Genomic DNA, 26,211 nt, shown 5'->3' with positions numbered 1-26,211 from the left:
AGCGCAAGATGGTGATGGAGCCTTACAATCCACCTCAGGATCCCTGGCTGGTGGTGCTTTATCAGGATGAGCACATTATGGTGGTCAACAAGCCCAGCGGCTTGTTGTCCGTGCCAGGGCGTCTGGATGAGCACAAAGACAGTGTGATGACGCGTATTCAGCGTGATTATCCTCAGGCGGAGTCTGTCCATCGTCTGGACATGGCCACCAGCGGTGTGATTGTAGTGGCGCTGAATAAAGCGGCGGAACGCGAGCTGAAACGCCAGTTCCGCGATCGCGAGCCGAAAAAGCAGTATGTCGCACGTGTCTGGGGGCATCCTCAGCCGGCGGAAGGTCTGGTGGATTTACCGCTGATCTGCGACTGGCCAAACCGACCAAAACAAAAGGTCTGTTACGAAACCGGCAAAGCAGCGCAAACCGAGTATGAAGTGCTGGAGTACGCGCCAGATAACACTGCGCGCGTGCTGCTTAAACCGATTACAGGGCGCTCGCACCAGTTGCGTGTCCATATGCTTGCGCTGGGGCACCCGATTCTGGGGGACAGATTTTACGCGCCGCCCGATGCACTGGCGCTGGCGCCACGCCTGCAGCTGCATGCGCAGACGCTCACCATCACCCATCCGGTTTTTGGCAATGCAATGACGTTTAAAGCCCCAGTCGACTTCTGAAAAAAAGGCCCGACAGTGTCGGGCCTTTTTTTATTTGAAACTTTTCTTCTCTTTAATCAACTCGTACGCTTTCTGAATTTCCTGCGCTTTTTGCTTCGCCATCTCCATCATCTCCGGCGGTAAGCCTTTCGCGACCAGTTTGTCCGGGTGGTGCTCACTCATCAGCTTACGATAGGCACGCTTGATGGTGGTTACATCGTCCGATGGCTGCACCCCCAGCACGTTACAGGCATCCTCCAGCGTCGGACCCCGCTGCGCCTGCTGCCAGGCACCGCCAGAGGACTGCTGGTGATAGCCGCCGCCAAACTGCGCACCGCCCTGCATCATGCGCAGGAACTGGTCGAACTGCATACGGGAGATGCCCAGTTCTTCCGCAATAACGTATAAAACATCGCGTTCATTCGGATGAAGTGAACCATCGGCAAACGCCGCCTGGATTTGGATCTCCAGAAACATCCGAATTAAATCAAAACGGCCGAAGCAGATGCTGCGGAACTGACGCATTTTATCGCGCAGCGGATAGTTATCCGCTTTGCCGATGCGAAACGCATTTTGTGCCGCGAGACGGGAGTCACCATGCAGATTCATGCGGTCCATAAAGACGCTGGCTATCTGAATATCGGCTTCCGTCACACGCCCTTTTGATTTGGTTAAGTGCCCCATCACCTCAAACGTGGTGGAGAAAAAGAGGGACTGACGCTCACGCTGATTGGCAAACCAGGCCATTTTGCGGCTGCGAGCCTTATCAAACATATGGCCGATAATAAGCCCCAGTACGATCCCCCAGAACCCGGCACCCATGATGATGGCGAACGCAACGCCGATTATTTTACCCCAATACTGCATATACTCCCCGGTTAGTCATGTTCCTGGCCGACGCAACGTCATCATCACAGTGTTCAAGCCACGGTCAATTGAAGGACATCGCCTATAATTTGCTTTATCATACTCGTCATTCGATAGCGAGCCTAACACTCTGGCGCGCAAACGGGCAGGATTAACGCTGGTACTGCGCTGATGAGTAAGATAGTCTCTGAGCGTTTGTAAGCCGTAGCCACTGATGACGGAACAATAAAATACAACGTATGAAAAAACGTATCCCCACCCTCCTGGCCACAATGATTGGCACCGCCCTGTACAGCCAACAGGGACTGGCGGCCGATCTCGCCTCGCAGTGTATGCTTGGCGTCCCAAGTTATAATCGTCCACTGGTAAAGGGCGATACGAATAGCTTGCCGGTAACCATTACTGCCGATAGCTCTAAAGGCACATATCCTGACAATGCGACATTTACTGGCAATGTGGATATTAACCAGGGCAACAGCCGTCTGCAGGCAGATGAAGTGCAATTACACCAGAAGCAGCCGGAAGGTGCGGCCGAGCCGGTACGAACGGTGGATGCGCTGGGTAATGTGCACTATGACGACAATCAGGTCATCCTGAAAGGTCCGAAAGCCTGGTCAAACCTGAATACCAAAGACACTAACGTCTGGGAAGGTGATTACCAGATGGTAGGTCGCCAGGGGCGCGGTGATGCAGACCTGATGAAACAGCGCGGTGAAAACCGCTATACGATTCTCGAAAACGGCTCCTTCACGTCCTGTCTGCCCGGGTCTAATACCTGGAGCGTGGTCGGAAGTGAAGTCATCCATGACCGTGAAGAGCAGGTTGCAGAGATCTGGAACGCCCGCTTCAAGCTCGGTCCGGTGCCTGTTTTCTACAGCCCTTACCTGCAGCTTCCTGTGGGTGACAAACGCCGCTCAGGTTTCCTGATCCCGAATGCCAAATACAGCACCACGAACTACTTTGAGTTCTATCTGCCGTATTACTGGAACATCGCGCCCAACATGGACGCCACGATCACGCCGCACTATATCCATAAGCGCGGCAACGTTATGTGGGAAAACGAGTTCCGCTACCTGACGCAGGCGGGTACTGGCCTGATGGAACTGGATTATCTGCCGTCGGATAAAGTCTTCCAGGATGAGCATCCAACAGAAGGCGATAAACACCGCTGGTTGTTCTACTGGAAACATGCAGGGGTGATGGACCAGGTCTGGCGGTTTAACGTCGACTACACCAAAGTCAGCGACCCTTACTATTTCAACGACTTTGACTCCAAATACGGGTCCAGTACCGATGGCTACGCCACGCAGAAATTCAGCGTGGGGTACGCTATTCAGAACTTCGACGCTACGGTCTCTACCAAGCAGTTCCAGGTCTTTAGCAGCCAGAACACAAGTACTTACGGTGCAGAACCGCAGTTGGACGTTAACTGGTACCAGAACGATGTTGGTCCGTTTGACACCCGCGTGTACGCCCAGGCCGTGCACTTCGTTAACACCAACTCGGATATGCCGGAATCCACGCGTGTTCACCTCGAACCAACCATCAATTTGCCGGTGTCAAATGACTGGTCGAGCCTGAATACCGAGGCCAAACTGATGGCCACCCATTACCAGCAGAAGAATCTTGACTGGTATAACAACCGTTACGGCACCGATCTCGAAGAATCCGTGAACCGCGTCCTGCCGCAGTTCAAAATGGACGGCAAACTGATCTTCGAACGCGATATGGGTCTTCTGGCGGAGGGTTATACCCAGACGCTTGAGCCACGTATGCAGTATCTGTACGTCCCGTATCGCGATCAGAGCAACATTCAGAACTATGACTCCTCATTCCTGCAGTCTGACTACAGCGGTCTGTTCCGCGACCGTACCTACGGTGGCCTCGACCGTATTGCGTCAGCAAACCAGTTAACGACCGGCGTCACAACACGCGTTTATGATGATGCCGCCGTTGAACGTTTTAACGTTTCTGTTGGTCAAATCTACTATTTCACCGAGTCCCGGACCGGTGATGACAACATTAACTGGGAGAAAGACGACAAAACAGGTTCTCTGGTGTGGGCGGGTGATACCTACTGGCGTATGACCGATCGCTGGGGTTTACGCGGGGGTGTGCAGTACGATACGCGTCTCAACAACGTTGCGACAAGCAGTGCGGCGATTGAATACCGTCGTGATGAAGACCGTATGCTGCAGTTGACCTATCGTTACGCCAGCCCGGAATATATTCAGGCCACGTTGCCAAACTATGCAACCGCGGATCAGTACAAAGACGGCATCTCGCAGGTGGGTGGCGCAGCGAGCTGGCCAATCGCCGATCGCTGGTCAATCGTCGGTGCTTACTACTTTGACACCAACACCAGTAAACCTGCTGACCAGATGGTTGGTCTGCAATATAACTCCTGCTGCTACGCGCTGCGTGTCGGTTACGAACGTAAGCTTAACGGCTGGAATACTGAAAATAATCAGAGCAAATACGATAACGTGATTGGCTTTAATGTCGAACTGCGCGGCCTGAGCTCCAACTACGGCCTGGGCACGCAGCAGATGCTGCGCTCGAACATTCTGCCGTACCGCAGTTCCTTGTAATGTGCTTAATTTGCAACGTAATCCGCTTTGCGGTTAATTGAAATGGAAAAAGTATGAAGAACTGGAAAACGCTGCTGCTCGGTGTCGCTATGGTTGCGAATACCAGCTTCGCGGCCCCCCAGGTTGTTGATAAGGTCGCCGCTGTGGTTAACAACGGCGTCGTGCTCGAAAGCGACGTTGACGGTTTGATGAAATCTGTGAAGCTCAATTCGGGTGAAGCAGGTCAGCAACTTCCGGATGACGCTACCCTGCGCCATCAGATCCTGGAACGTCTGATCATGGATCAGATTGTCCTGCAAATGGGTCAGAAAATGGGTGTGAAGGTCACTGACGAGCAGCTCGATCAGGCCATTGCTAACATCGCGAAGCAGAATAACATGAGCCTGGACCAGATGCGCAGCCGTCTGGCCTATGATGGCATCAGCTATGCAACGTACCGTAATCAGATCCGTAAAGAGATGCTGATTTCGGAAGTGCGTAACAATGAAGTCCGTCGCCGCGTCACGATCCTGCCTCAGGAAGTGGACGCGCTGGCAAAACAGGTGGGTAACCAGAACGACGCCAGCACCGAACTGAACCTGAGCCACATTCTGATCCCGCTGCCAGAGAACCCAACCTCCGACCAGGCTGCGGAAGCTGAAAGCCAGGCACGTTCGATTGTCGAGCAGGCACGTAACGGCGGTGACTTTGGCAAACTGGCCATCACCTACTCCGCTGACCAACAGGCGCTGAAAGGCGGCCAGATGGGCTGGGGACGTATCCAGGAGCTGCCTTCCATCTTTGCCCAGGCGCTGAGCACGGCGAAGAAAGGTGACATCGTGGGTCCCATCCGTTCAGGCGTGGGCTTCCATATCCTGAAAGTGAACGATCTGCGCGGTCAGAGTCAGAACATTTCGGTTACCGAAGTTCACGCTCGCCATATTCTCCTCAAGCCGTCACCTATCATGACTGACGATCAGGCGCGCGTGAAACTGCAACAGATTGCTGCAGACATCAAGAGCGGAAAAACCTCGTTTGCGAATGCCGCGAAAGAGTTCTCTCAGGATCCCGGCTCTGCTAATCAGGGCGGCGATCTGGGCTGGGCGGCTGCGGATATCTATGATCCTGCGTTCCGTGACGCACTGATGAAGCTGAACAAAGGCCAGATGAGCGCCCCGGTGCACTCCTCCTTCGGCTGGCATCTGATCGAACTGTTGGATACCCGCAATGTTGATAAAACGGACGCGGCGCAGAAAGACAGAGCCTACCGCATGCTGTTTAACCGTAAGTTCTCTGAAGAAGCAGCAACCTGGATGCAGGAACAACGCGCCAGCGCTTATGTGAAAGTACTGAGCAACTAATGAAACAGCATCGTGTTGTGATCACTCCCGGCGAACCTGCTGGGATTGGGCCTGACCTCGTTGTCCAGCTCGCCCAGCGCAGCTGGCCAGTGGAACTGGTTGTCTGCGCGGATGCAACACTGTTACAAGACCGGGCAACGCTGCTCGGTCTGCCTTTAACGCTCATCCCCTACGTTGAAGGCCAGCAGCCTGCACCACAGCAAGCCGGTACGCTTACGCTTCTTCCTGTTCCACTTCGTACTCCCGTCATCCCGGGTCAGCTCAGTACCGAAAACGGCCACTATGTTGTAGAGACGCTGGCGCGTGCCTGCGACGGTTGCCTGAAGGGCGAATTTGCCGCCCTGATCACCGGTCCCGTGCACAAAGGCGTTATCAACGAGGCGGGGATACCGTTTACCGGGCACACGGAGTTCTTTGAAGAGCGCTCGCACAGCCCGAAAGTGGTCATGATGCTGGCGACAGAAGCAATGCGCGTTGCCCTCGTGACGACCCATTTGCCCATCAGGGCCATTCCGGATGCCATTACTCCGTCTCTTTTACGGGAGATCATCGGGATCCTGCATCACGACCTGCAAACCAAATTCGGCATCAAACAGCCGCATGTGCTGGTCTGCGGCCTGAACCCGCACGCCGGTGAAGGCGGACATATGGGTACCGAAGAGATCGACACCATTATTCCGGTGCTTGAAGAAATGCGGGCAAAAGGGATGAACTTAAGCGGGCCGTTGCCTGCCGATACCCTTTTCCAGCCAAAATACCTGGATAATGCGGACGCCGTGCTCGCGATGTACCACGATCAAGGCCTGCCCGTGCTAAAATACCAGGGCTTTGGCCGCGGGGTGAATATCACCCTCGGTTTACCTTTTATTCGAACGTCCGTTGACCACGGTACTGCGCTGGATCTGGCAGGCCAGGGGAAAGCGGATGTCGGCAGTTTTATTACGGCGCTTAATCTCGCCATCAAAATGATTGTTAATACTCAATGACTAATCGAGTCCATCAGGGCCACTTAGCCCGAAAACGCTTCGGGCAAAACTTCCTCAACGATCAGTTCGTGATCGACAGTATCGTGTCTGCCATTAATCCGCAGAAAGGTCAGGCTATGGTCGAAATCGGCCCGGGTCTTGCCGCTCTGACTGAACCCGTAGGCGAACGCCTGGACGAACTGACCGTTATCGAACTCGATCGCGATCTCGCCGCACGCCTGCAAACTCATCCGTTCCTGGGGCCAAAGCTGACGATTTATCAGCAGGATGCCATGACCATGAACTTTGGTGAGCTGTCGGAAAAAATGGGCCAACCGCTGCGCGTGTTCGGTAACCTGCCGTACAACATTTCCACACCGCTAATGTTCCACCTGTTTAGCTATACTGATGCCATTGCCGACATGCACTTCATGTTGCAAAAAGAGGTGGTTAACCGTCTGGTTGCAGGGCCGAACAGTAAAGCGTATGGTCGTTTGAGCGTGATGGCGCAATATTTCTGCAACGTGATCCCGGTGCTCGAAGTACCGCCAACCGCCTTTACGCCGCCACCAAAAGTGGACTCTGCGGTAGTGCGTCTTGTACCGCATAAAATAATGCCGTACCCGGTGAAAGACCTGCGCGTGCTGAGCCGCATTACTACGGAAGCTTTTAACCAGCGCCGTAAAACGATCCGTAACAGCCTGGGCAATCTGTTTACCGTTGAAGTGCTGACTGAGTTGGGTATTGACCCGGCAATGCGTGCAGAAAATATTTCCGTAGAACAGTACTGCAAGCTGGCTAATTACATCAGCGAAAATGCGCCGCCGAAGGAGAGTTAAGCCATGATTGATTCGCCCCGCGTATGTGTCCATGTACAAAGCGTTTATGTTGAATCCCAGTCCTCACCGGATGAAGAACGTTTTGTCTTCGCTTACACCGTGACCATTCGCAATCTGGGGCGGATGCCTGTGCAACTGCTTGGGCGCTACTGGCTTATCACCAACGGCAACGGCCGCGAAATCGAAGTTCAGGGTGAAGGTGTGGTTGGTGAACAGCCCCACATCGCCCCTGGCGAAGAGTATCAATATACCAGCGGTGCCGTGATCGAAACGCCGCTGGGTACCATGCAGGGCCATTACGAAATGGTCGACGTCGATGGCAATGTGTTCCGCGTTGCTATTCCTGTGTTCCGTCTCGCCGTTACAACACTCATTCATTAATCTAATGTCTACATATCTGATTGGCGACGTTCACGGTTGCTACGATGAACTGATCGCATTGTTAAAACAGGTCGACTTTACGCCTGGACAAGATACGCTCTGGCTGACGGGCGATTTAGTGGCGCGTGGCCCTGGCTCGCTGGACGTTCTACGCTTCGTCAAATCACTGGGCGACAGCGTGCGCATGGTACTGGGCAATCACGATCTGCATTTGCTAGCCGTCTTTGCCGGGATCAGTCGCAACAAACCCAAAGATCGTCTCTCGCCTTTGCTGGATGCCCCGGACGCGGATGTTCTCATCAACTGGCTACGCCGCCAGCCGCTGCTGCAGATCGATGAAGAGAAAAAACTGGTCATGGCGCATGCCGGGATCACCCCTCAGTGGGATCTTGAGACGGCGAAAACCTGTGCGCGTGACGTTGAAGCGGTGCTGGCAAGCGACTCGTATCCTTTCTTCCTCGACGCGATGTACGGCGATATGCCGAATCACTGGAGCGAAGATCTTAGCGGTCTGGCCCGCCTGCGCTTTATTACGAACGCTTTCACCCGCATGCGTTTTTGCTTCCCGAACGGGCAGCTGGATATGTATTGCAAAGAGACACCGGAAAGCGCCCCTGCGCCTCTTAAACCGTGGTTTGCCATTCCCGGTCCGGTGACCAACGCCTATAACGTGGTGTTTGGCCACTGGGCGTCGCTTGAAGGAAAAGGCACACCGGAGGGGATCTACGGTCTCGATACCGGTTGCTGCTGGGGTGGAGAGTTAACCTGCTTGCGCTGGGAAGATAAAACGTACTTTGTTCAGCCATCCAACCGACAGCTGGACTTAGGGGAAGACGAGGCCGTTGCCTCCTGATGAGGATTTCCCTCCCCCGGACGGGAGAGGGACATTCACTTAGCGACGTTCCAGAATTTCGAAGCAGTAGCTGTGGGAGTTCTGCGCATCCGCGTCGTGGAATTCACTGAAGACAGATTCCCACTCATCAGGATCGTAGTCCGGGAAATGCGTATCCCCTTCCACTTCCGCATCAATGTGGGTCAGATACAGCTTCTGTGCTTTAGGCAGGAACTGTTCGTACACACGCCCACCGCCAATCACCATGATCTCCTCGGCATTACCGCATGCGGCAATGGCCTCGTCTACGGACTTCACCCATTCGACGCGATCGTCAGTGCCAGGCTGGCTACTGATAACGATATTTTTACGGCCCGGTAATGGACGACCAATCGACTCCCAGGTCAGGCGGCCCATCACTACCGGCTTGTTTAACGTAGTACGTTTAAACCATGCGAGATCGGCAGGCAGGTTCCACGGCATGGCATTTTCCATACCGATAACACGGTCCACCGCCAGCGCTGCAATCAGACTGATCATTGAAAATTTCCCGGATGCAAAAAATTGCCGCCACTATACGGAAAGCTTAATCTTTCGTCGACTGGCGGCTGAGTAAAGATAGAGAAATTTTTTAATATTGCTGGCAACTCCACTTCACGCGGAAGGTTTACTCTCCGGTTCGTCCGCCGGATCGCCGGTATGCTTGCCCTCTTCCGTGCCCTGCCAGCCGTGACGCTGGATAAGCGACAGGTGATTGCGGTCCTCGTTAATGATTTCCGTCAGCATCGCGCTGGTGCGTTTAAACACCGCTGCACGCTCGGTGGCTGTGCTGCCCGCCATCGCCACCATCTCTTCCACCATCTCGGCGTTAAAGCGGCGGAACAGGTCCGCACGTTCACGGGCTTCATAGGCACCTAGCCCCAGATTTTCCAGCGCCATCCGGCCAGACTTGAGCGCACCTTCGAACGTTTCACGCTCTGGCGCCTCCACACCTGCCTGACGCAGCCGGATGTAGTGATCCACATCGCGGGCGCGAGAGATAATGGTCAGCTCGGGGAAGTGTTCCTTGACCAACTCCACCATCTGCATGCTGGTCTCCGGATCGTCGATCGCGTTAATCAACACTTCCGCTTTCGCCGCCCCGGCGGATTCCAGCAGATCGACACGGGTCGCATCCCCGTAAAACACTTTCATGTCGAATTTCCGCAGGGTCTCAACATGGTCGGGATCGTGGTCGAGGATCACCATTTTGACCCCGCTCGACAACAGCAAACGGCCCACGATCTGCCCGAAGCGACCAAACCCGGCGATGATCACCCGCGGCTGCTCCTCGTCGATCTCGTCGGCTTCGCGTTCTTGCTCGCTCCCCGTTTTTTCCAGACGCGCCAGCACCACCAGCAGAACAGGCGTTGCGGCCATCGACAGTGCGACGGCAAGCGTCAGCGCTTTCGCCCACTCAGCATCCAGTACGTTGGCCATCTGCGCCGCGCCAAAGACCACGAATGCAAACTCACTCCCCTGCCCCAGCAGTACGGCAAACCAACGACGCTGCTTGTTGGGCACCGTTAATGGACGCGCTATCAGCCACAACATGCCCATCTTAATGACCAGGAAACCGACCAGCAGGATGAGGATCCGCAGCGGATGCGTTACCAGCGTGCCAAAGTCGATAGACATCCCCACGCCGATGAAAAACAGCCCCAGCAATAATCCCTTAAACGGCTCGATATCACTTTCCAGCGCATGGCGATATTCAGAGCTGGCCAGCAGCACCCCTGCCAGGAACGCCCCCATAGCCATCGATAGGCCGGCTTCCTCGAGCAGCAGACCAAAGCCAAACACCAGGAACAGCGCAACGGCACTGAAAACTTCACGCAGGCCGGAGCGAGCGACAAAGCGCAGCAACGGACGGGTCACGTAGCGGCCAAGCAGAATAACCAGCGCCAGGGCACCAACCACTTTCAGCGCAGAAAGCGCAAAAGCCCCCATGGTCGTTGAGGCACCGCTTGCGGCCAGCAGCGGGATCATCGCCACCAGCGGGATGGCGGCAATATCCTGGAACAGCAGCACCGAAAACGCGCTGCGCCCCATCTGAGAGACCGTCAGGTTGCGCTCGTTCATTGCCTGCATGGCAATGGCCGTAGAGGAGAGTGCCAGCGTCAGGCCGATGAGTGTCGCGACTTTCCAGTCCATGCCCAGCAGGATACAGAACCCACCCAGCAGCAAACCACAGGCCACCATCTGCAACGCTCCCCCACCAAATACCGAAGCGCGCAGTTTCCATAACCGCCGGGGATCCAGCTCCAGGCCAATTACAAACAGCATCAGCACGACGCCGATCTCAGCGAAATGGAGAATCGCCTCGGCATCGGTCACCAGACGGAAGCCCCACGGTCCAATGACACAGCCGGCAATGAGGTAACCCAGCACCGAACCCAGCCCCAGACGTACCGCCACGGGTACAATCAGCGCAGCCGCGCCGAGGTAAATCAGCGCCTGTATCAGCGTATGGCTATCCATTGTTCGCCTCCTGCCACTCAAGTAACCGTTGTTTATAATGGCGTGCCTGCGCCTGCAACGTCTCATCATCGCAAACGAACGTACAGTGCATCGCAAAAGGAGGGAGCCAGTTCAGCCCACAATAGAGCGCCGTCGCCTGCAGCGGCTGTGACAGCACCTCAAAGCCCGGGAAAGCACCAATATCGAAGTGGCTTTCTCCCCCGCCGGTGGTCACGGCCCACATCAGGCTTTTACCTTTAAGCGCGTGACCGTTGTGGCCATACGCCCAGCCGTGGGAAAAGACTTTATCGATCCACAGTTTGAGGAGCGGAGGGGTGCTGTACCATTGCATCGGATGCTGCCAGATAATTAAATCGGCACGAGAGAGCGCCTCCTGTTCGGCGGCGATATCGATATTAAAATCGGGATAAAGTTGATAGAGGGAACGTATCTCTACGTTATCAAGCGTCCTTACCTGCTCAAGCATCCGTTTATTTGCATGCGAGTGATGCGGATACGGATGTGCGTAAATTATCAGAATCATTAATTAGCCTGTTGTTTTACTGCCTTCTTTTACCAAAAGAGTGTAGTCAGTAATTCAACAGGCTAATAGTGAATATTATTGACGGGCTAACGTCAGAAATCTGAACTAGTTATCCAGTTCGCCCATGGATTTCACCTGGTCACGGTTGATCTGTTCAGTTTGACCCGTTTCGGCGTTTTTATAGGAAACCAGACCGGTGTCATCATCGACCTGCGGCTTACCGTCAGTCACTATCGTACGGCCATCCGTGGTTTTTACTGCCTGATTAGATGAACAGCCCGCAACGGTAAACATGGCGGTGGCAGCCAGAACGGACGCGATCAGAAGTTTATTTTGCATGGTGTTTTCCCCTGCTCTCAGTTGAATTTCGTTATCGACCTAACCATTTTAGGCTAACTGACTGAATGCGGTTGGAAAACCAGAAGGTTCTGAAGGTGGGAATAATACCCGGCAGCGAATACTGCCGGGTATGTTGGCTTACTTGTTAATCTGAGCGTGCATTTCCTGAACGGAAATCACCTTCTCGGTGGCATCAGCGTTCAGTGCCATCGCGGTGGCGAAACCACCGTTCAGGGTAGTGTCGTAATGCACTTTGTACTGCAGCGCGCTGCGGCGAATCAGCTTGGAGTCTTCAATCGCCTGACGACCTGCGGTGGTGTTAATGATGTAGGTGTATTCGCCATTCTTGATGCGATCCTGAATGTGCGGACGACCTTCATGCACCTTATTCACCAGACGCGGATTAATGCCCGCTTCACCCAGCACAATGGCCGTGCCGTGGGTTGCATCCAGCTCGAAGCCCTGTTTTAGCAGCTTAGCCGCCAGGTCAACCACGCGCTCTTTATCGCCTTCGCGAACAGAGAGCAGCGCACGGCCAGATTTTTTCATGGTGGAGTTACTGCCTAACTGCGCCTTCGCGAACGCTTCTGCGAAGGTGCGGCCCACGCCCATCACTTCCCCGGTAGAACGCATTTCTGGCCCTAACAGCGGGTCGACGCCCGGGAATTTGTTGAACGGCAGTACCACTTCTTTCACCGAGTAGTACGGTGGGATAATTTCTTTCGTCACGCCCTGCTGTGCCAGCGTCTGGCCCGCCATCACGCGCGCCGCCACTTTCGCCAGCGGAACACCGGTAGCTTTGGAGACGAACGGTACGGTACGTGCTGCGCGCGGGTTCACTTCAATCAGGTAGACTTCGTTGTCTTTGACAGCGAACTGGACGTTCATCAGACCGCGAACCTGCAGTTCGAAGGCCAGCTTCTGCACCTGCTGGCGCATCACGTCCTGAATTTCCTGGCTCAGGGTGTACGCTGGCAGGGAACATGCGGAGTCACCGGAGTGAACGCCTGCCTGTTCGATGTGCTCCATGATACCGCCAATCAGCACCATTTCGCCGTCACAGATGGCATCCACATCCACTTCGACGGCATCGTCGAGGAAGCGGTCGAGCAGAACCGGTGCATCGTTGGACACGCTCACTGCCGTCTGGAAGTAGCGACGCAGGTCAGCTTCGTCGTAGACGATTTCCATCGCGCGGCCGCCCAGCACGTACGAAGGACGTACCACCAGCGGGTAGCCAATCTCTTTCGCCTTCTCAACAGCCATCTCGATCGCGGTGACGGTGGCATTGGCCGGCTGTTTCAGCTTCAGACGGTCAACCGCCTGCTGGAAACGTTCACGGTCTTCTGCACGGTCGATTGCATCCGGGCTGGTACCGATTACCGGCACACCAGCGGCTTCCAGCGCGCGCGCCAGTTTCAGTGGGGTCTGGCCACCGTATTGCACGATTACGCCTTTAGGCTTCTCGATACGCACGATTTCCAGCACATCTTCCAGCGTTACCGGCTCAAAGTAGAGGCGGTCGGAGGTATCGTAGTCGGTCGACACGGTTTCCGGGTTACAGTTGACCATGATGGTCTCGTAACCGTCTTCGCGCAGTGCCAGGGAGGCATGAACGCAGCAGTAGTCAAACTCGATGCCCTGGCCGATACGGTTAGGACCGCCGCCCAGCACCATAATCTTGTCGCGGTCGACAGACGGATTCGCTTCACACTCATCTTCATACGTGGAGTACATGTAAGCGGTGTCGGTCGCGAACTCCGCTGCACAGGTATCCACGCGTTTGTAGACCGGGTGCAGGTCATACTGGTCACGCAGCTTGCGGATTTCCGCTTCACGTACGCCCGCCAGTTTGGCCAGACGCGCATCGGCGAAGCCTTTACGCTTCAGTACGCGCAGGAAGTCAGCGTCCAGGCCATTGATGCCCAGGTCCGCGACTCTTTCTTCCAGACGTACCAGCTCTTCAATCTGCACCAGGAACCAGCGGTCGATGTTGGTCAGGTTGAACACGCCATCAACAGAGAGGCCCGCACGGAACGCATCGGCGATGTACCAGATACGCTCTGCGCCTGCGTCTTTCAGCTCGCGGCGAATTTTGGTCAGCGCTTCAGGGTCTTCCAGACTCACTTTCGGGTCAAAACCCGTGGCCCCCACTTCCAGGCCGCGCAGCGCTTTCTGCAGGGATTCCTGCTGAGTACGCCCAATCGCCATCACTTCGCCAACAGATTTCATCTGCGTGGTCAGACGGTCGTTTGCGCCGGCGAACTTCTCGAAGTTAAAGCGAGGGATCTTGGTCACAACGTAGTCGATGGACGGCTCGAAGGACGCTGGAGTGCGGCCACCGGTGATGTCGTTCATCAGCTCATCGAGGGTATATCCCACCGCCAGTTTCGCGGCCACTTTCGCAATCGGGAAGCCGGTGGCTTTCGAGGCCAGCGCGGAGGAGCGAGAAACACGCGGGTTCATTTCGATAACAATCAGGCGACCGTTTTTCGGGTTCACGGCAAACTGAACGTTAGAACCACCCGTTTCTACGCCGATTTCACGCAGTACCGCCATCGAGGCGTTACGCATGATTTGATACTCTTTGTCGGTCAGCGTCTGGGCTGGCGCTACGGTGATGGAGTCGCCGGTGTGGATACCCATCGCATCGAAGTTTTCGATGGAGCAGACGATGATGCAGTTGTCGTTTTTATCACGCACCACTTCCATCTCGTACTCTTTCCAGCCAATCAGCGATTCATCAATCAGCAGCTCTTTGGTGGGGGAGAGATCCAGACCGCGTTCACAAATCTCTTCGAACTCTTCGCGGTTGTAGGCGATACCGCCGCCGGTGCCACCCATGGTGAAGGATGGACGGATGATGCACGGATAACCAACGTCAGCCGCCACGGCCAGCGCTTCTTCCATGGTATGTGCGATACCGGAACGCGCGGTGTCGAGGCCGATTTTCTTCATCGCCACGTCGAAGCGACGACGGTCTTCAGCTTTATCAATGGCATCGGCTGTCGCACCAATCATGGTCACGCCGAACTCTTCCAGCACGCCCTGACGCTCCAGCTCCAGCGCACAGTTCAGCGCCGTCTGGCCGCCCATGGTAGGCAGAACCGCGTCCGGACGCTCTTTTTCGATGATTTTGCGTACCACTTCCCAGTGAATCGGCTCGATGTAGGTTGCATCAGCCATTTCCGGGTCGGTCATGATGGTGGCCGGGTTAGAGTTCACCAGGATAACGCGGTAACCCTCTTCGCGCAGGGCTTTACACGCCTGGGCACCGGAGTAGTCGAATTCGCAGGCCTGGCCGATCACAATCGGGCCAGCGCCAAGGATCAGGATGCTTTTTATGTCTGTACGTTTTGGCATGGTCTTCTCGGCTCCTGATTATTTAGCGGTCTTACGGTATTGCTCAATAAGTTCGATGAAGTGATCGAACAGCGGCGCGGCATCGTGCGGGCCCGGGCTGGCTTCAGGGTGGCCCTGGAAGCTGAACGCTGGCTTATCGGTACGATGAATCCCCTGCAGGGTGCCATCGAACAGAGACTTGTGGGTCACGCGCAGGTTAGCAGGCATTGACGCCTCATCCACTGCGAAGCCGTGGTTCTGTGCCGTAATCATTACCGTGTTGTTATCAATATCTTTCACCGGGTGGTTCCCACCGTGGTGACCGAACTTCATCTTCACTGTGTTAGCACCGCTCGCCAGCGCCAGCAGCTGATGACCCAGACAGATGCCAAATACCGGGATATCGGTTTCCAGGAAGGATTTGATGGCGTCGATAGCGTAATCGCACGGTGCCGGGTCGCCAGGACCGTTGGACAGGAAGATACCGTCCGGATTCATCTTCAGTACCTCTTCAGCAGAGGTTTTCGCCGGGACGACCGTCAGGCGGCAGCCGCGGTCGACCAGCATACGCAGGATGTTGCGCTTGGCACCAAAATCGTACGCCACCACGTGGAATGGCAGGTCGCTCTCTTTTTTCGCTTCCGGCAGATCTCCCGCCAGCGTCCAGCTTCCCTGCGTCCAGCTATAGGCTTCTGCTGTGGTCACTTCTTTCGCCAGGTCCATGCCGTTCAGACCCGGGAAAGCTTTCGCTTTTTCCAGCGCCAGGGCTGCATCGAGGTTATCTCCTGCGATGATACAACCGTTTTGTGCACCCTTCTCGCGCAGCAGACGCGTCAGCTTACGGGTATCGATATCAGCAATCGCCACGATGTTATGGCGCTTCAGGTAGGAAGAGAGGTCCTCGGTGTTGCGGTAGTTGCTGGCAATCAGCGGCAGGTCGCGAATGACCAGGCCTTGCGCATGTACCTGAGAGGATTCTTCATCAGCAGCATTGGTGCCGACATTGCCGATATGAGGATAAGTAAGAGTAACGATTTGGCGAGAATAGGAAGGATCAGTGAGGATTTCTTGATAACCGGTCATTGAAGTATTGAAAACGACTTCCCCAACCGCCGAACCCGTTGCCCCTATGGCCCGACCGATAAACTGGGTTCCGTCTTCCAGAACCAATAGCGCTGACTTAATCAAAACACCCTCCAGAGAATATTCACTCACTTTATTTGCATATTAATTCATAACTGCGTCATGAATCAATGCAAATGTGTTGCCAGCGGATTTTTGGCAAACGGCGGCATTCTGGGGATTTGGTGGCTAAAAGTCAACTTAAAACGGAGATTTGTCATATTCTTTTGCGAGCCTGAGAGAGCCAGGAGAGCTTAAGCGGCAAAAAGATCAGGTAAATCACTGCGGGAAACGCTTGCGCGGCAAGTTTAATGGGAAAGACTGCTTCGTGGCATCAAAAAGTGGACCAGACGGTCAAAATTTACATTCAGATAACACAAAACACGAAGAAGAGATGAACTTTAGCGTGTAAATTCAGGAAATCATGATGAAAGACATAAAATAAAAGGGCAATAAAATATTGCCCTATGCAATCAAAGCATTACGACTGCAATAACCACATCACGATGGGTAATAACGGTTACAAATTGTTGAGATCAAGCACATCTCGCATATCAAAAAGACCCTCTTTCTTGTCTTTTAACCACAAGGCGGAGCGTACAGCGCCATTTGCAAACGTCATCCGGCTGGATGCCTTATGCGTAATCTCGACGCGTTCCCCAATATCGGCGAACATCGCCGTATGTTCGCCGACGATATCGCCCGCGCGGACGGTAGCAAAACCAATCGTGCCGGGAACACGTTCACCGGTGTGCCCTTCACGGGTGTAGACCGCGCAGTCTTTCAAATCTTTATCCAGTGCATGAGCAATCGCTTCCCCCATCGCCAGCGCCGTACCGGATGGCGCGTCGACTTTATAACGATGGTGCGCTTCAACAATCTCAATGTCGGTATAACTGCCCATGACCTTCGCTGCCTTCTCCAGCAGCTTCAGCATGACGTTCACCCCCACGCTAAAGTTTGCGGCGAAGACAATCGCAATCTCGTGTGAGGCATCCTGAATAGCCTGCTTCCCGGCATCATCAAAACCGGTGGTGCCGATCACCATTCCTTTACCGTGCTGACGGCAAAATGCCAGATGCGTGAGCGTGCCTTCCGGACGGGTAAAATCGATGAACACATCAAAGTCATTTTTTACCGCCTCCAGGCTGCTCTGCACGGTAACGCCTGTCTTACCCGCGCCCGCCAGCTCACCCGCGTCAGCGCCAAGCAACGATGAGCCGTCACGCTCCAGCGCCGCGCCCAGTGCCACGCCATCCATCTGTAGTGCCGCCTGAATCAGCTGGCGACCCATACGTCCACCCGCGCCCGCAATGGCGACACGGATCTGTGCATCATGCATAGTTATTCTCTTACGTTAAAATGATGTAAACCGTTTTCAGATTAACCAGCCTTTGCAGATGCTGCCAACTGAAAACGACGATAATTAGAATTTAATGATAAACAGGAAGAAATATCAGCAAAAGGCATAATCTTCAGCGAAAACCGCACGATTCGCGGACCACCAGCGCGGGCGGTAAAATAATGCGTTTCGCCGGCTCCCGGTTCCCCTGTATCCGGCTGAAAAGCAACTCGCCGGCCTTACGCCCTATCTCCTTCGCGGCAACGGAGACGGTAGTCAGTGCAGGCTGTACCAGCCCGGCCTCGGTAATATCGTCAAAGCCCACCAGGGCAAAATGGCGTCCCGGCTCGCGCCCCATTTTGCGTAAACACTGCATAACGCCAAGGGCAACAATGTCCTGATAACACACTGCCGCGGTAATCTGCGGATGGTTCATCAACAACGCTTCCACCACGCGCGCGCCATCACTCTGGCTTGCCTGTGAGGTGACGATCCATTCGGGATTCGGCGTTACACCATACTCCAGTAATTTACTGGTAAATCCGCCGATACGCTGAGCGCGAGACCCCGAATTCAGGCTACCGCCGATAAAGGCAATCTGACGATGCCCCATCCTCAGAAGATGCTCTGTCGCCATTTGCGTGCCAAGGAAGTTATCGGTTCCCACAAAATCAAAGTCCGGATCGTTTAGCGGTCGCACGACCATAATTGCCGGAATATTGCGTCGCTTAAGACCATCGAAAAAGGCCTGCGGAGTTTCTCGCGCGGCACACAGCACCATGCCACAGACGTTGTTACGCATCAGCGAATCCACAAACTTTTGCTGTCGCTCGGACGACTCTTCGCTGTTTGCCAGAAACAGCAGAAGGTCGTGGCGTTCCATCTCATGGCTTAGACCTGCCGTCATTTCGCCATAAAAAGGGTTCGTGATGTCATGCAACAGGAGCCCCACCTGATTACTGCTGCGGTTTCGCAGGTTGGCTGCCGTCTGATTGTAAACATAGCCCGATTCATCCAGCGCCTGAAGTACGCGCTCCCGGGTCCGTTGCGAGATCCGCCCTTTATTACACAGCACCATTGATACGGTGGCGGTTGAAACCCCGGCGCGTTTTGCCACATCAGCCAGCGTGATACCCGTCATGATCGCTCCTTGTCGTTCACATCAGATTAATCGAATAACCTAAATTTTGCACTTTTGCGCGTGAGCCTCTTCACATAATGGCCGCCTTTTCGCCACTTATCGCCAGAACTGGCGGGTTAATCGCGTTAATCACCCTTCCCAAACAAGGTTAATCGAATAACCTTAAGCAACGAAGACGGAGAGAAAAGATGGCAACTTACGATAAATTCCCGGAAGTCGCAGTAGAGGGGTATGACGATTGTGCCTGGCAGGGCTGGGACGCGATTGTGCGCGAGCTTACCCGCAGAGCGGGTCAATATACACGCACCGTGCTGGTCATTGACTGCTACCCCGGCGTCAGGCTGGAGGAACTGGAGACAAAACTGCTGCCAGCATTGGGGGCCACGCTGACGCTCAATGCCGAACAGATGCGTCTCGACGAACATGCTTTAAGCGGGTTGCTGGCCCGACATCTCACTGACGACCGCGTCTTCGGCGTGCTCTCCTGCCACCAGCTCGAGGAATTCATCGACCCGGTGAAACGCGAGGCGTTGCAGGCGCAGGTCGAACTGTGCCGCGAAGGGATAATCGTTATTTACGGGCCGGGTGCCGCGCTGGTTAATGCAGGCGATATTCTGGTCTACGCCGATTTACCGCGCTGGGAGATCCAGCAGCGCATGCGCAGCGGTGAACTGGCTAACTGGGGCGCAGCGAACCAACACGAGGATATTCTGCGTCGCTACAAACGCGCCTTTTTCATTGAGTGGCGCGTATTCGATCGTCACAAAACCCCGCTGCTACGGCGTACTGATTATCTCCTGGATACCACCCAGGCGGATGATCCGGCGATGGTCGGCGGCGATGCACTGCGCGCCGGGTTGCAACACACCACTCAACGTCCTTTTCGTGTAGTGCCCTTTTTCGACCCCGGCGTCTGGGGCGGACAATGGATGAAACAGAAATTCGATCTCGATCCCTCTGCGCCTAACTACGCATGGTGTTTTGACTGCGTGCCCGAGGAAAACAGCCTGTTGCTTCGTTACGGCGCGGTGCGGATCGAGATCCCCTCTCAGGATTTGGTGCTGCTGCACCCCCGGGCGCTGCTGGGTGAAAAAGTGCATGCCCGTTTTGGCGCGGAATTTCCCATCCGCTTTGACCTGCTTGATACCTTCGGCGGGCAGAACCTGAGTTTTCAGGTGCATCCGACCACGGAGTACATACAGCAGCATTTTGGTATGCATTACACCCAGGATGAGAGCTATTACATCCTTGAGGCAGAGCCAGGGGCTCAGGTGTATCTGGGGACCCGAACGGGTACCCGGCCCGAAGCGATGATGGACGACCTCAGACGGGCCAGCCGCGGTGAAAAGCCGTTCGACGACGCCCGCTTCGTCAATCATCTTGCGGCGAACAAGCACGATCATTTTTTGATCCCCGCCGGTACGGTTCACTGTTCTGGAGCAGGAACCGTGGTACTTGAGATCAGCGCCACGCCTTACATTTTCACCTTCAAGCTCTGGGACTGGGGACGGCTGGGGATGGATGGGCAGCCCCGCCCGGTTCATCTGGCGCATGGCGAAAAGGTGATCGACTGGCAACGCGATACGCAGTGGGTCGAACAGCATCTTGTAAATCAGTGTGAACCCCTCGGCGAAGGCACCGGCTGGCGCGAAGAGCGGACCGGGCTTCACGAACGTGAATTCATCGAAACGCGTCGCCACTGGTTCAGTGAACCGGTGACGCACTCCCCCCGCGGAGGCGTGAATGTCCTTAATCTTGTTGAAGGTGAAGAGGCGACGGTAGACAGCCCCGACGGCGCATTCGCCCCCTTCGTCGTGCACTACGCAGAAACGTTTATCGTCCCTGCTGACGCAGGCGAATACCGTATTTCTCCGTCAGGGCCGAGCTGCGGTAAATCCATTGCCACCATTAAAGCCTGGGTAAGAGGTTAACCATGATTCACATTATTGTGGCGACACACGGCCCGCTGGCCACCGCCCTGCTGGAAAGCGGAAAAATGGTGTATGGCGATCTTCCTCATCGACAGGCGGTATGTCTGAACGCACAGGCTGGCATAGCGGGGTTTCGCCGTGATTTCGCTGCGGCATACCACCGCGCAGGTGCGGGCGCAGACGGCATCGTCGTCCTGTGCGATATGCAGAGCGGAACGCCCTGGAATGTGGCCTGCGAATACGCGTTTAATCCCCAGACGCATCCACCGGTCGCCGTGGTGGCGGGAGTCAACTTCCCCATGCTCTTGCTCACCGACGACATCCTGATGGCCCGGGATGTCCATGCCGCCGCCGCGCAGCTCATCGAATTAACGCAGCCCACCCTGGTTCAGGCAAAACGGGTGGAATCCGCCCAGAACGACGATTTCTAAGGAGCTTATATGAGCATTTCGTTTGTACGTATTGACGACCGGGTGATCCACGGGCAGCTCGTCACACGCTGGGCCAAAGAGCTGCCCTGTGATGGCATCGTGGCAATTGACGATGCCGTCGCGGCCGATCCGCTGCTCTCGTCGGTAATGAAAGGCGCGGTGTCAGATACCAGAGTGTGGCTGTTCGATACCCTGACCGCCATCGAAAAGCTGCCGAAAGTGATTGCCAGCGATAAGCGCTACTTCGTGATTGGCAAATCACCTGTCACCCTGCAACGCCTTGAACAGGCAGGCATAAGCCTGAAGAACGGCAATGGCAAAATTAACGTCGGGCCAATGAGTGCCCGCGCCAACACCACCACCATTGGCCCTAATCAGTCCGTAACGCCAGAGGAGACAGCAGCCTTTGACTGGCTGACTGAACAGGGGCATGCCATTGAGTTTCGTCTGGTGCCCGATGCCAGTTTTTACAGCTGGCAGGACGCCCGGCAAAAACTGAAATAAGGAGTGCATGATGATTTTCGAAGCTTCTCTCATCGGTCTGCTTTGCTATCTCGGTGCACTCAGTAGTCCCTGGCTGTTTGGCCTGACGGGTGGCTGGTATCTCATCTCCCGCCCGCTGGTTTCGGGGATGCTGGTGGGCCTGATTCTGGGCGACGTTAAAACCGGGATCATGATTGGTGTGGCGGTGCAGGCCGTTTATATCGCGATGGTCACCCCCGGCGGTTCAATGCCTGCCGACCTCAATTTTGTCGCTTATCCCGCTATCGCGCTGGGGATTCTGTCGGGCAAAGGGCCAGAGGTGGCCGTGGCGCTGGCGGCGACCATTGGCATTGCCGGAACGATCCTGTTTAACGCCATGATGGTATTGAACTCGTTCTGGAACCACCGCGCCGACGTGGCGCTTGAGCGCGGGGATGAGCGCGGAATTTATCTTAACAGCGCGGTCTGGCCGCAGGTGATGAACTTTGTTCTGCGCTTTGTGCCGACGTTTATCGCCGTCTATTTTGGCGCGCAGTACATCAGCGGGTTTATGGACAGTCTGCCCGGCATCGTGCTTTCGACCATGAACGTGCTGGGGGGCATCTTACCGGCCGTTGGGATCGCCATCCTGCTTAAGCAGATCATCAAAAGCTACAGCATGCTGATCTACTTCCTGGTGGGCTTCATATGCATTGTGTTCCTGAAGCTCAACATGGTGGCGCTGGTGATTGTGGGCGCCCTGCTGGCGTTAATTCATTACAACTACAAGCCGGAAGCGCCGCAGGCTGTCACGCCGGGTAGGCCCGCCGACGATGAGGATGAATTCTGATGGAAGACCGTAAACTGACCCGAAAAGATCTGCGCCGCTGCTGGCGAGCGTGGATGATGCATAACCTCTCTTCGATGAGCTTCGAGCGTCTGGAATCGTTCGGCTTCTGTCTGAGCATGTTACCGGTCGCCAAAAAACTCTACCCGGATGCCGCCCAGCGCACCGAGATGCTGCGCAGACACGCCTCGTTTTACAACACGGAGCCGCAGATCGGTGCCATCGTAAACGGTATGGCGCTTGGGCTGGAAGAGAAAAAAGCCAACGGCGAGCCCATTGATGGCGAAACGATCAATACCCTGAAAGTGGGGCTGATGGGACCAATCGCGGGGATTGGTGACTCAATGATCCCCGGCATGCTGATCCCCATTTTACTGAGCATCGGTATGGCGCTTGCCGCCGGAGGAAATGTTCTTGGCCCGTTGTTCTACACCGTCGCCTGGCTGGCCATCATTATCCCGGGATCCTGGTTTCTGTTTCTGAAAGGCTACCAGATGGGCTCAGGATCGGTCGAGATGCTGGTGAGCAGCAAGTCAACGCGATTGCGCGAAGCTTTGTCTCTGCTGGGTGTATTTGTGATGGGCGGCGTGGCGGCAAGCTACGTTAAGCTGGGCACCGGACTGGAATTTATCACCCGTGACGGGGTTAACATCCATGTTCAGCAGATGCTTGACGGTATCTTCCCGCAGCTATTACCGCTTCTGGTGGTTCTGGGCACCTGGTATCTGATGGCAAAACGTGGCATCTCCCCGGTCAGGGCCATGATTGTGCTGCTTGCGCTGGCGGCGCTGGGCGTCACGTCAGGTCTGTTTGCTGGATAAGACAGCCGGGGCAATGCCCCGGTTTTTTTAAGGGTGGAAGTTATGCCACAGCTCGGCCACTTTATCCGGGCGAGAGATAAACTGAAAGCGAGCAGGATCGGCAATAAATTGCGTATAGACAGGCTCATCCGTCAGGCCGAATTCGCTGTAGCGACGCGGTGTGATCATCTGTAGCCGCCCCGGCAGATAATGCGTGTTGTGCTGCCAGATGATATGACTCCCCTGCAGCAGCGGATACCAGGCCAGTCCTTTACGCGCCCGCACGGCATCATATTCAAAACCATATTCCCTGTCGCACCACGCACCGAAGGTCAGCGGTTCATCCGGCGAGGCAGAGATAGTGGCATGCCCCCAGCCAGGCGGAACCAGCACCTTTTCGCCCGGCCCGGCCAGTACGGCGAAACAGCGCCCGGGATCGTCCGCAACATACTCCTGCATATAGATAATGGCGCGCCCCTGCCAGATTTCATACAGCTCGGGCGGAGACCAGCCGCTGTGACGGCTTTTACGGTGAACATGCCCCTGGCTGCGGATCGGCTCTTCACCCAGCGTTCCCGTCGCGTAGGTCACGACCCCAAACAGCAGCATGCGTTTTTTCAGCTCCTGCCGGTCTGCCAGACGGGCGACATCCATCGCAATAGCATAAACGTCTTCCGGCCCTGAGCAGTCAGGGTCCCGTAACGACGCGCGGATCTCATCAAGCTTACGGATCTCTGGCATCGGGCCAGTGACGTCCTCACCGTAGCTGAACCCCAGCGGGTGCCGGGTGATGGTCATGTCGAGCCCAAAGTTATCCATTCTGAACCTCCCAGCCACCGTCAGTGGCCAATACCCGCACGGCAAAACCGTGGGGTAACGCGGCATAGTCGTGTCCGGCGACGGCGGGCCAGACCGCAAGTGAAGAGAGCGTGGTCTCACCGGTATTGATTAAACGGTGGGCGGTAAAAGGCGCAATAATATGGACGGATCCCGGCATCACGCACTCCAGACGGGTTTCGCCGGATGTCGTCTGGAGTAAAAGCAGGCCACTTCCCCGCAGTCCAAAATAGACTTCGCCCTGTTCACGACGTTGATGAAAATGGCCGCGGGTCATAAAAAATTCCCGGCCAATTTTACCTGCATGTAAATGGGTAACGCCGACAAACAACGCCCCTTCCTGTGCAGGCGATTCCAGCATTTCGACGTCATACACCGTCTGATGCGGATCGCATTGTGCCCAGGCGTCTCGATCGGCAAACAAACCATTGAGATCGGCAAGGCGTGTGGATTTGAGAATAAGTGCGCCGCGGGCAAGTGTACCACTGGCCCAGGCCACCAGAGGCGGCAGGATAATATCTGAAGTCATCGTCTTCTCCGGCCCGAGGAGAACAACCCGCCCAGCATAACAATTTAAACGATTAACCTGCGCATCAAAGGCGCAATGTGTCAGGTGAATCACAGTTAATCAGCAATAAAAATGCCGGCCACTGACGTGGCCGGCATTCGGGTCATGCGCGAGGAAACTTACTCGACTTCGCGTGCGTCGATACGCAGCTCTTTCGGGACCTCGAAAACAATATTCTCTTCGCGTCCTTCCAGCGGGACCGCTTCGCCGCCGCCCAGTTCCTGCAGACGGGAAATCACGTTCTGCACCAGGATATCCGGAGCCGAGGCGCCTGCGGTTACCCCGACACAGGCCACGTTTTTCACCCACACTTCCTGGATATCGCTGGAATCATCAATCAGATAGGCCGCTTTCCCCATTCGCTGCGCAAGTTCAGCCAGACGGTTGGAGTTAGAGGAATTTTTCGAACCGACAACCAGCACCACGTCCGCCTGTTCAGCCAGAGCACGCACCGCTTCCTGGCGATTGGTGGTGGCGTAGCAAATGTCGTCCTTACGCGGGCCGACGATTTTCGGGAAGCGCTGGCGCAGGGCGTCAATCACGTCCGACGTATCGTCAACGGAGAGCGTCGTCTGGGTCATAAACGAGAGACGCGTTTCATTTTTGACGTTCAGCGTAAACACATCTTCCGGCGACTCCACCAGGTACATCCCCCCTTCCGGGTTGCTGTACTGGCCCATGGTACCTTCGACTTCCGGGTGGCCGGCATGGCCAATCAGGATCGACTCTTCACCACGACGGCTGGCGCGCGCCACTTCCATATGCACTTTGGTCACTAATGGGCAGGTGGCGTCGAACACGGTCAGATCGCGGCTTTTCGCTTCGTTACGCACCGCCTGAGAAACCCCGTGCGCGGAGAAAATCAGGATCGCGCCGTCAGGCACTTCGCTGATCTGCTCAATGAAGATCGCGCCACGCTCGCGCAGGCTGTCGACGACATAACGGTTATGCACCACTTCGTGACGCACATAAATCGGCGCGCCGTAAATCTCGAGCGCGTTTTCAACAATGCTGATAGCGCGGTCTACACCGGCGCAAAAGCCGCGCGGGTTAGCCAACAGGATCTGCATTTCAGGCCTCCAGTACCGGATCGATCTCCAGCACTTCAATATCAAAATGGACGGTGCGCCCGGCAAGCGGATGGTTGAAGTCAACGGTGATGGAGTCACCATTGATTTCGCGGATCACGCCAGGCATTTCGCTGCCATCCATAGCGGTAAAGAGCATGATCGCCCCGATTTCCGGCTCACCTGCATCCATAAACTCGCGGCGCGAGAAGTACTGAACAAGGTCCGGGCTTGGCACGCCAAACGCGGCATCCGGCTCCAGCGAAAATGCCTTTTTCTCGCCTTCTTTCAGGCCAAGCAGCTGTTGCTCAAGACCTTCAGACAGGGAGGTGTCGCCGAGACGAAACAGGGCGGGTTTGCCGTTATTGCGGGTGGATTCAGCCGTGGAGCCATCATCCAGTTTCAGCGTGAAATGAACGAGAACCGCGCTGTTGCTCTGTACGGATTTAGACATGCAAATTGCTCGCTTGTTTTGAC

At 55.4% G+C, this 26,211-nt stretch carries 25 protein-coding genes; 12 read left to right on the top strand and 13 right to left on the bottom strand.

Features of this window, described 5'->3' with window-relative positions; genetic code table 11:
• Window positions 1-8 precede the first annotated feature (8 nt).
• Window positions 9-668, top strand: coding sequence for a bifunctional tRNA pseudouridine(32) synthase/23S rRNA pseudouridine(746) synthase RluA (gene rluA / locus ACN9MQ_RS03355; RefSeq protein WP_014168600.1), 660 nt, complete (start codon window positions 9-11; stop codon window positions 666-668).
• A 30-nt stretch (window positions 669-698) separates the two neighbouring features.
• Here rluA and djlA read toward each other — a convergent pair whose 3' ends face one another.
• Window positions 699-1,514: a co-chaperone DjlA gene (gene djlA / locus ACN9MQ_RS03350; protein ID WP_426021232.1), complete on the bottom strand. Its 816-nt coding sequence runs from the start codon at window positions 1,512-1,514 to the stop codon at window positions 699-701.
• A gap of 239 nt (window positions 1,515-1,753) precedes the next feature.
• Between djlA and lptD the strand changes: the two genes are divergently transcribed.
• The 6 genes from lptD to apaH are packed head-to-tail and all read left to right on the top strand — an operon-like array spanning window position 1,754 to window position 8,483.
• Window positions 1,754-4,105: an LPS assembly protein LptD gene (lptD, locus tag ACN9MQ_RS03345; protein WP_063934269.1), complete on the top strand. Its 2,352-nt coding sequence runs from the start codon at window positions 1,754-1,756 to the stop codon at window positions 4,103-4,105.
• Between the two features lie 53 nt (window positions 4,106-4,158).
• The gene (surA, locus tag ACN9MQ_RS03340; protein WP_014168597.1) at window positions 4,159-5,445 is read left to right on the top strand and encodes a peptidylprolyl isomerase SurA; all 1,287 of its coding nucleotides are present in this window, start codon (window positions 4,159-4,161) and stop codon (window positions 5,443-5,445) included.
• Window positions 5,445-6,431: a 4-hydroxythreonine-4-phosphate dehydrogenase PdxA gene (pdxA, locus tag ACN9MQ_RS03335; protein ID WP_020882559.1), complete on the top strand. Its 987-nt coding sequence runs from the start codon at window positions 5,445-5,447 to the stop codon at window positions 6,429-6,431. The genes surA and pdxA overlap by 1 nt, the downstream gene beginning before the upstream one ends.
• A complete protein-coding gene (rsmA, locus tag ACN9MQ_RS03330) occupies window positions 6,428-7,249 on the top strand; it encodes a 16S rRNA (adenine(1518)-N(6)/adenine(1519)-N(6))-dimethyltransferase RsmA (RefSeq protein ID WP_014168595.1) in 822 nt (273 codons plus the stop codon). The genes pdxA and rsmA overlap by 4 nt, the downstream gene beginning before the upstream one ends.
• A gap of 3 nt (window positions 7,250-7,252) precedes the next feature.
• Entirely contained in the window at window positions 7,253-7,630 is a 378-nt protein-coding gene (gene apaG / locus ACN9MQ_RS03325; protein WP_277493014.1) for a Co2+/Mg2+ efflux protein ApaG, read from the top strand.
• A 4-nt stretch (window positions 7,631-7,634) separates the two neighbouring features.
• Window positions 7,635-8,483 carry a bis(5'-nucleosyl)-tetraphosphatase (symmetrical) ApaH gene (gene apaH / locus ACN9MQ_RS03320; RefSeq protein WP_014168593.1) on the top strand — a complete coding sequence of 283 codons (849 nt, stop codon included), beginning with the start codon at window positions 7,635-7,637 and terminating at the stop codon, window positions 8,481-8,483.
• Window positions 8,484-8,522: 39 nt separating this feature from the next.
• Here apaH and folA read toward each other — a convergent pair whose 3' ends face one another.
• From folA to ACN9MQ_RS03280, 8 genes are all read right to left on the bottom strand, one after another.
• Complete coding sequence (gene folA / locus ACN9MQ_RS03315) at window positions 8,523-9,002, bottom strand: type 3 dihydrofolate reductase (protein ID WP_008502023.1); 480 nt, start codon at window positions 9,000-9,002, stop codon at window positions 8,523-8,525.
• Window positions 9,003-9,116: 114 nt separating this feature from the next.
• Window positions 9,117-10,982, bottom strand: a complete 1,866-nt coding sequence (gene kefC / locus ACN9MQ_RS03310) for a glutathione-regulated potassium-efflux system protein KefC (protein WP_426021233.1) — start codon at window positions 10,980-10,982, stop codon at window positions 9,117-9,119.
• On the bottom strand, window positions 10,975-11,505 hold the full coding sequence (gene kefF / locus ACN9MQ_RS03305) for a glutathione-regulated potassium-efflux system oxidoreductase KefF (RefSeq protein ID WP_020882557.1): 531 nt from the start codon (window positions 11,503-11,505) through the stop codon (window positions 10,975-10,977). The genes kefC and kefF overlap by 8 nt, the downstream gene beginning before the upstream one ends.
• 105 nt (window positions 11,506-11,610) lie before the next feature.
• Entirely contained in the window at window positions 11,611-11,844 is a 234-nt protein-coding gene (locus tag ACN9MQ_RS03300) for a YgdI/YgdR family lipoprotein (protein ID WP_010427047.1), read from the bottom strand.
• Window positions 11,845-11,982: 138 nt separating this feature from the next.
• Window positions 11,983-15,207 carry a carbamoyl-phosphate synthase large subunit gene (carB, locus tag ACN9MQ_RS03295; RefSeq protein WP_014168589.1) on the bottom strand — a complete coding sequence of 1,075 codons (3,225 nt, stop codon included), beginning with the start codon at window positions 15,205-15,207 and terminating at the stop codon, window positions 11,983-11,985.
• An 18-nt stretch (window positions 15,208-15,225) separates the two neighbouring features.
• The gene (carA, locus tag ACN9MQ_RS03290) at window positions 15,226-16,374 is read right to left on the bottom strand and encodes a glutamine-hydrolyzing carbamoyl-phosphate synthase small subunit (RefSeq protein ID WP_020882556.1); all 1,149 of its coding nucleotides are present in this window, start codon (window positions 16,372-16,374) and stop codon (window positions 15,226-15,228) included.
• 454 nt (window positions 16,375-16,828) lie between these two features.
• The gene (gene dapB, locus ACN9MQ_RS03285) at window positions 16,829-17,650 is read right to left on the bottom strand and encodes a 4-hydroxy-tetrahydrodipicolinate reductase (protein ID WP_251884373.1); all 822 of its coding nucleotides are present in this window, start codon (window positions 17,648-17,650) and stop codon (window positions 16,829-16,831) included.
• 133 nt (window positions 17,651-17,783) lie between these two features.
• A complete protein-coding gene (locus ACN9MQ_RS03280; protein ID WP_270292801.1) occupies window positions 17,784-18,791 on the bottom strand; it encodes a LacI family DNA-binding transcriptional regulator in 1,008 nt (335 codons plus the stop codon).
• Window positions 18,792-18,979: 188 nt separating this feature from the next.
• On the opposite strand from ACN9MQ_RS03280, the gene ACN9MQ_RS03275 reads away from it, so the two are divergent.
• The 5 genes from ACN9MQ_RS03275 to ACN9MQ_RS03255 are packed head-to-tail and all read left to right on the top strand — an operon-like array spanning window position 18,980 to window position 23,283.
• Window positions 18,980-20,722 (top strand): class I mannose-6-phosphate isomerase, encoded by a 1,743-nt coding sequence (locus tag ACN9MQ_RS03275; protein ID WP_251884375.1) that lies wholly within the window; start codon window positions 18,980-18,982, stop codon window positions 20,720-20,722.
• 2 nt (window positions 20,723-20,724) lie between these two features.
• The gene (locus ACN9MQ_RS03270; RefSeq protein WP_025205457.1) at window positions 20,725-21,153 is read left to right on the top strand and encodes a PTS sugar transporter subunit IIA; all 429 of its coding nucleotides are present in this window, start codon (window positions 20,725-20,727) and stop codon (window positions 21,151-21,153) included.
• A 9-nt stretch (window positions 21,154-21,162) separates the two neighbouring features.
• A complete protein-coding gene (locus ACN9MQ_RS03265) occupies window positions 21,163-21,657 on the top strand; it encodes a PTS system mannose/fructose/N-acetylgalactosamine-transporter subunit IIB (protein ID WP_148576538.1) in 495 nt (164 codons plus the stop codon).
• Window positions 21,658-21,667: 10 nt separating this feature from the next.
• Complete coding sequence (locus tag ACN9MQ_RS03260; RefSeq protein WP_086533234.1) at window positions 21,668-22,465, top strand: PTS mannose/fructose/sorbose/N-acetylgalactosamine transporter subunit IIC; 798 nt, start codon at window positions 21,668-21,670, stop codon at window positions 22,463-22,465.
• Complete coding sequence (locus tag ACN9MQ_RS03255) at window positions 22,465-23,283, top strand: PTS system mannose/fructose/sorbose family transporter subunit IID (protein WP_426021234.1); 819 nt, start codon at window positions 22,465-22,467, stop codon at window positions 23,281-23,283. The genes ACN9MQ_RS03260 and ACN9MQ_RS03255 overlap by 1 nt, the downstream gene beginning before the upstream one ends.
• Before the next feature lie 27 nt (window positions 23,284-23,310).
• Here ACN9MQ_RS03255 and ACN9MQ_RS03250 read toward each other — a convergent pair whose 3' ends face one another.
• The 4 genes from ACN9MQ_RS03250 to fkpB form a co-directional block, all read right to left on the bottom strand.
• Window positions 23,311-24,081, bottom strand: a complete 771-nt coding sequence (locus ACN9MQ_RS03250) for a glucose-6-phosphate isomerase family protein (RefSeq protein ID WP_020882549.1) — start codon at window positions 24,079-24,081, stop codon at window positions 23,311-23,313.
• Window positions 24,074-24,628, bottom strand: coding sequence for a glucose-6-phosphate isomerase family protein (locus tag ACN9MQ_RS03245; protein WP_032681684.1), 555 nt, complete (start codon window positions 24,626-24,628; stop codon window positions 24,074-24,076). Before ACN9MQ_RS03245 ends, ACN9MQ_RS03250 begins: the two co-directional genes overlap by 8 nt.
• A 158-nt stretch (window positions 24,629-24,786) precedes the next feature.
• Window positions 24,787-25,737, bottom strand: coding sequence for a 4-hydroxy-3-methylbut-2-enyl diphosphate reductase (ispH, locus tag ACN9MQ_RS03240; RefSeq protein WP_251884378.1), 951 nt, complete (start codon window positions 25,735-25,737; stop codon window positions 24,787-24,789).
• Window position 25,738: 1 nt separating this feature from the next.
• Window positions 25,739-26,188, bottom strand: coding sequence for an FKBP-type peptidyl-prolyl cis-trans isomerase (gene fkpB, locus ACN9MQ_RS03235; protein ID WP_020882546.1), 450 nt, complete (start codon window positions 26,186-26,188; stop codon window positions 25,739-25,741).
• Window positions 26,189-26,211 lie beyond the last annotated feature (23 nt).

This window comes from Enterobacter sp. R-25 (genome assembly GCF_049913205.1).
Classification (GTDB): Bacteria; Pseudomonadota; Gammaproteobacteria; order Enterobacterales; family Enterobacteriaceae; genus Enterobacter; species Enterobacter ludwigii.
The sequence above is the reverse complement of the archived record's forward strand: the minus strand, read 5'-3'. Positions and strand labels throughout refer to the sequence as shown.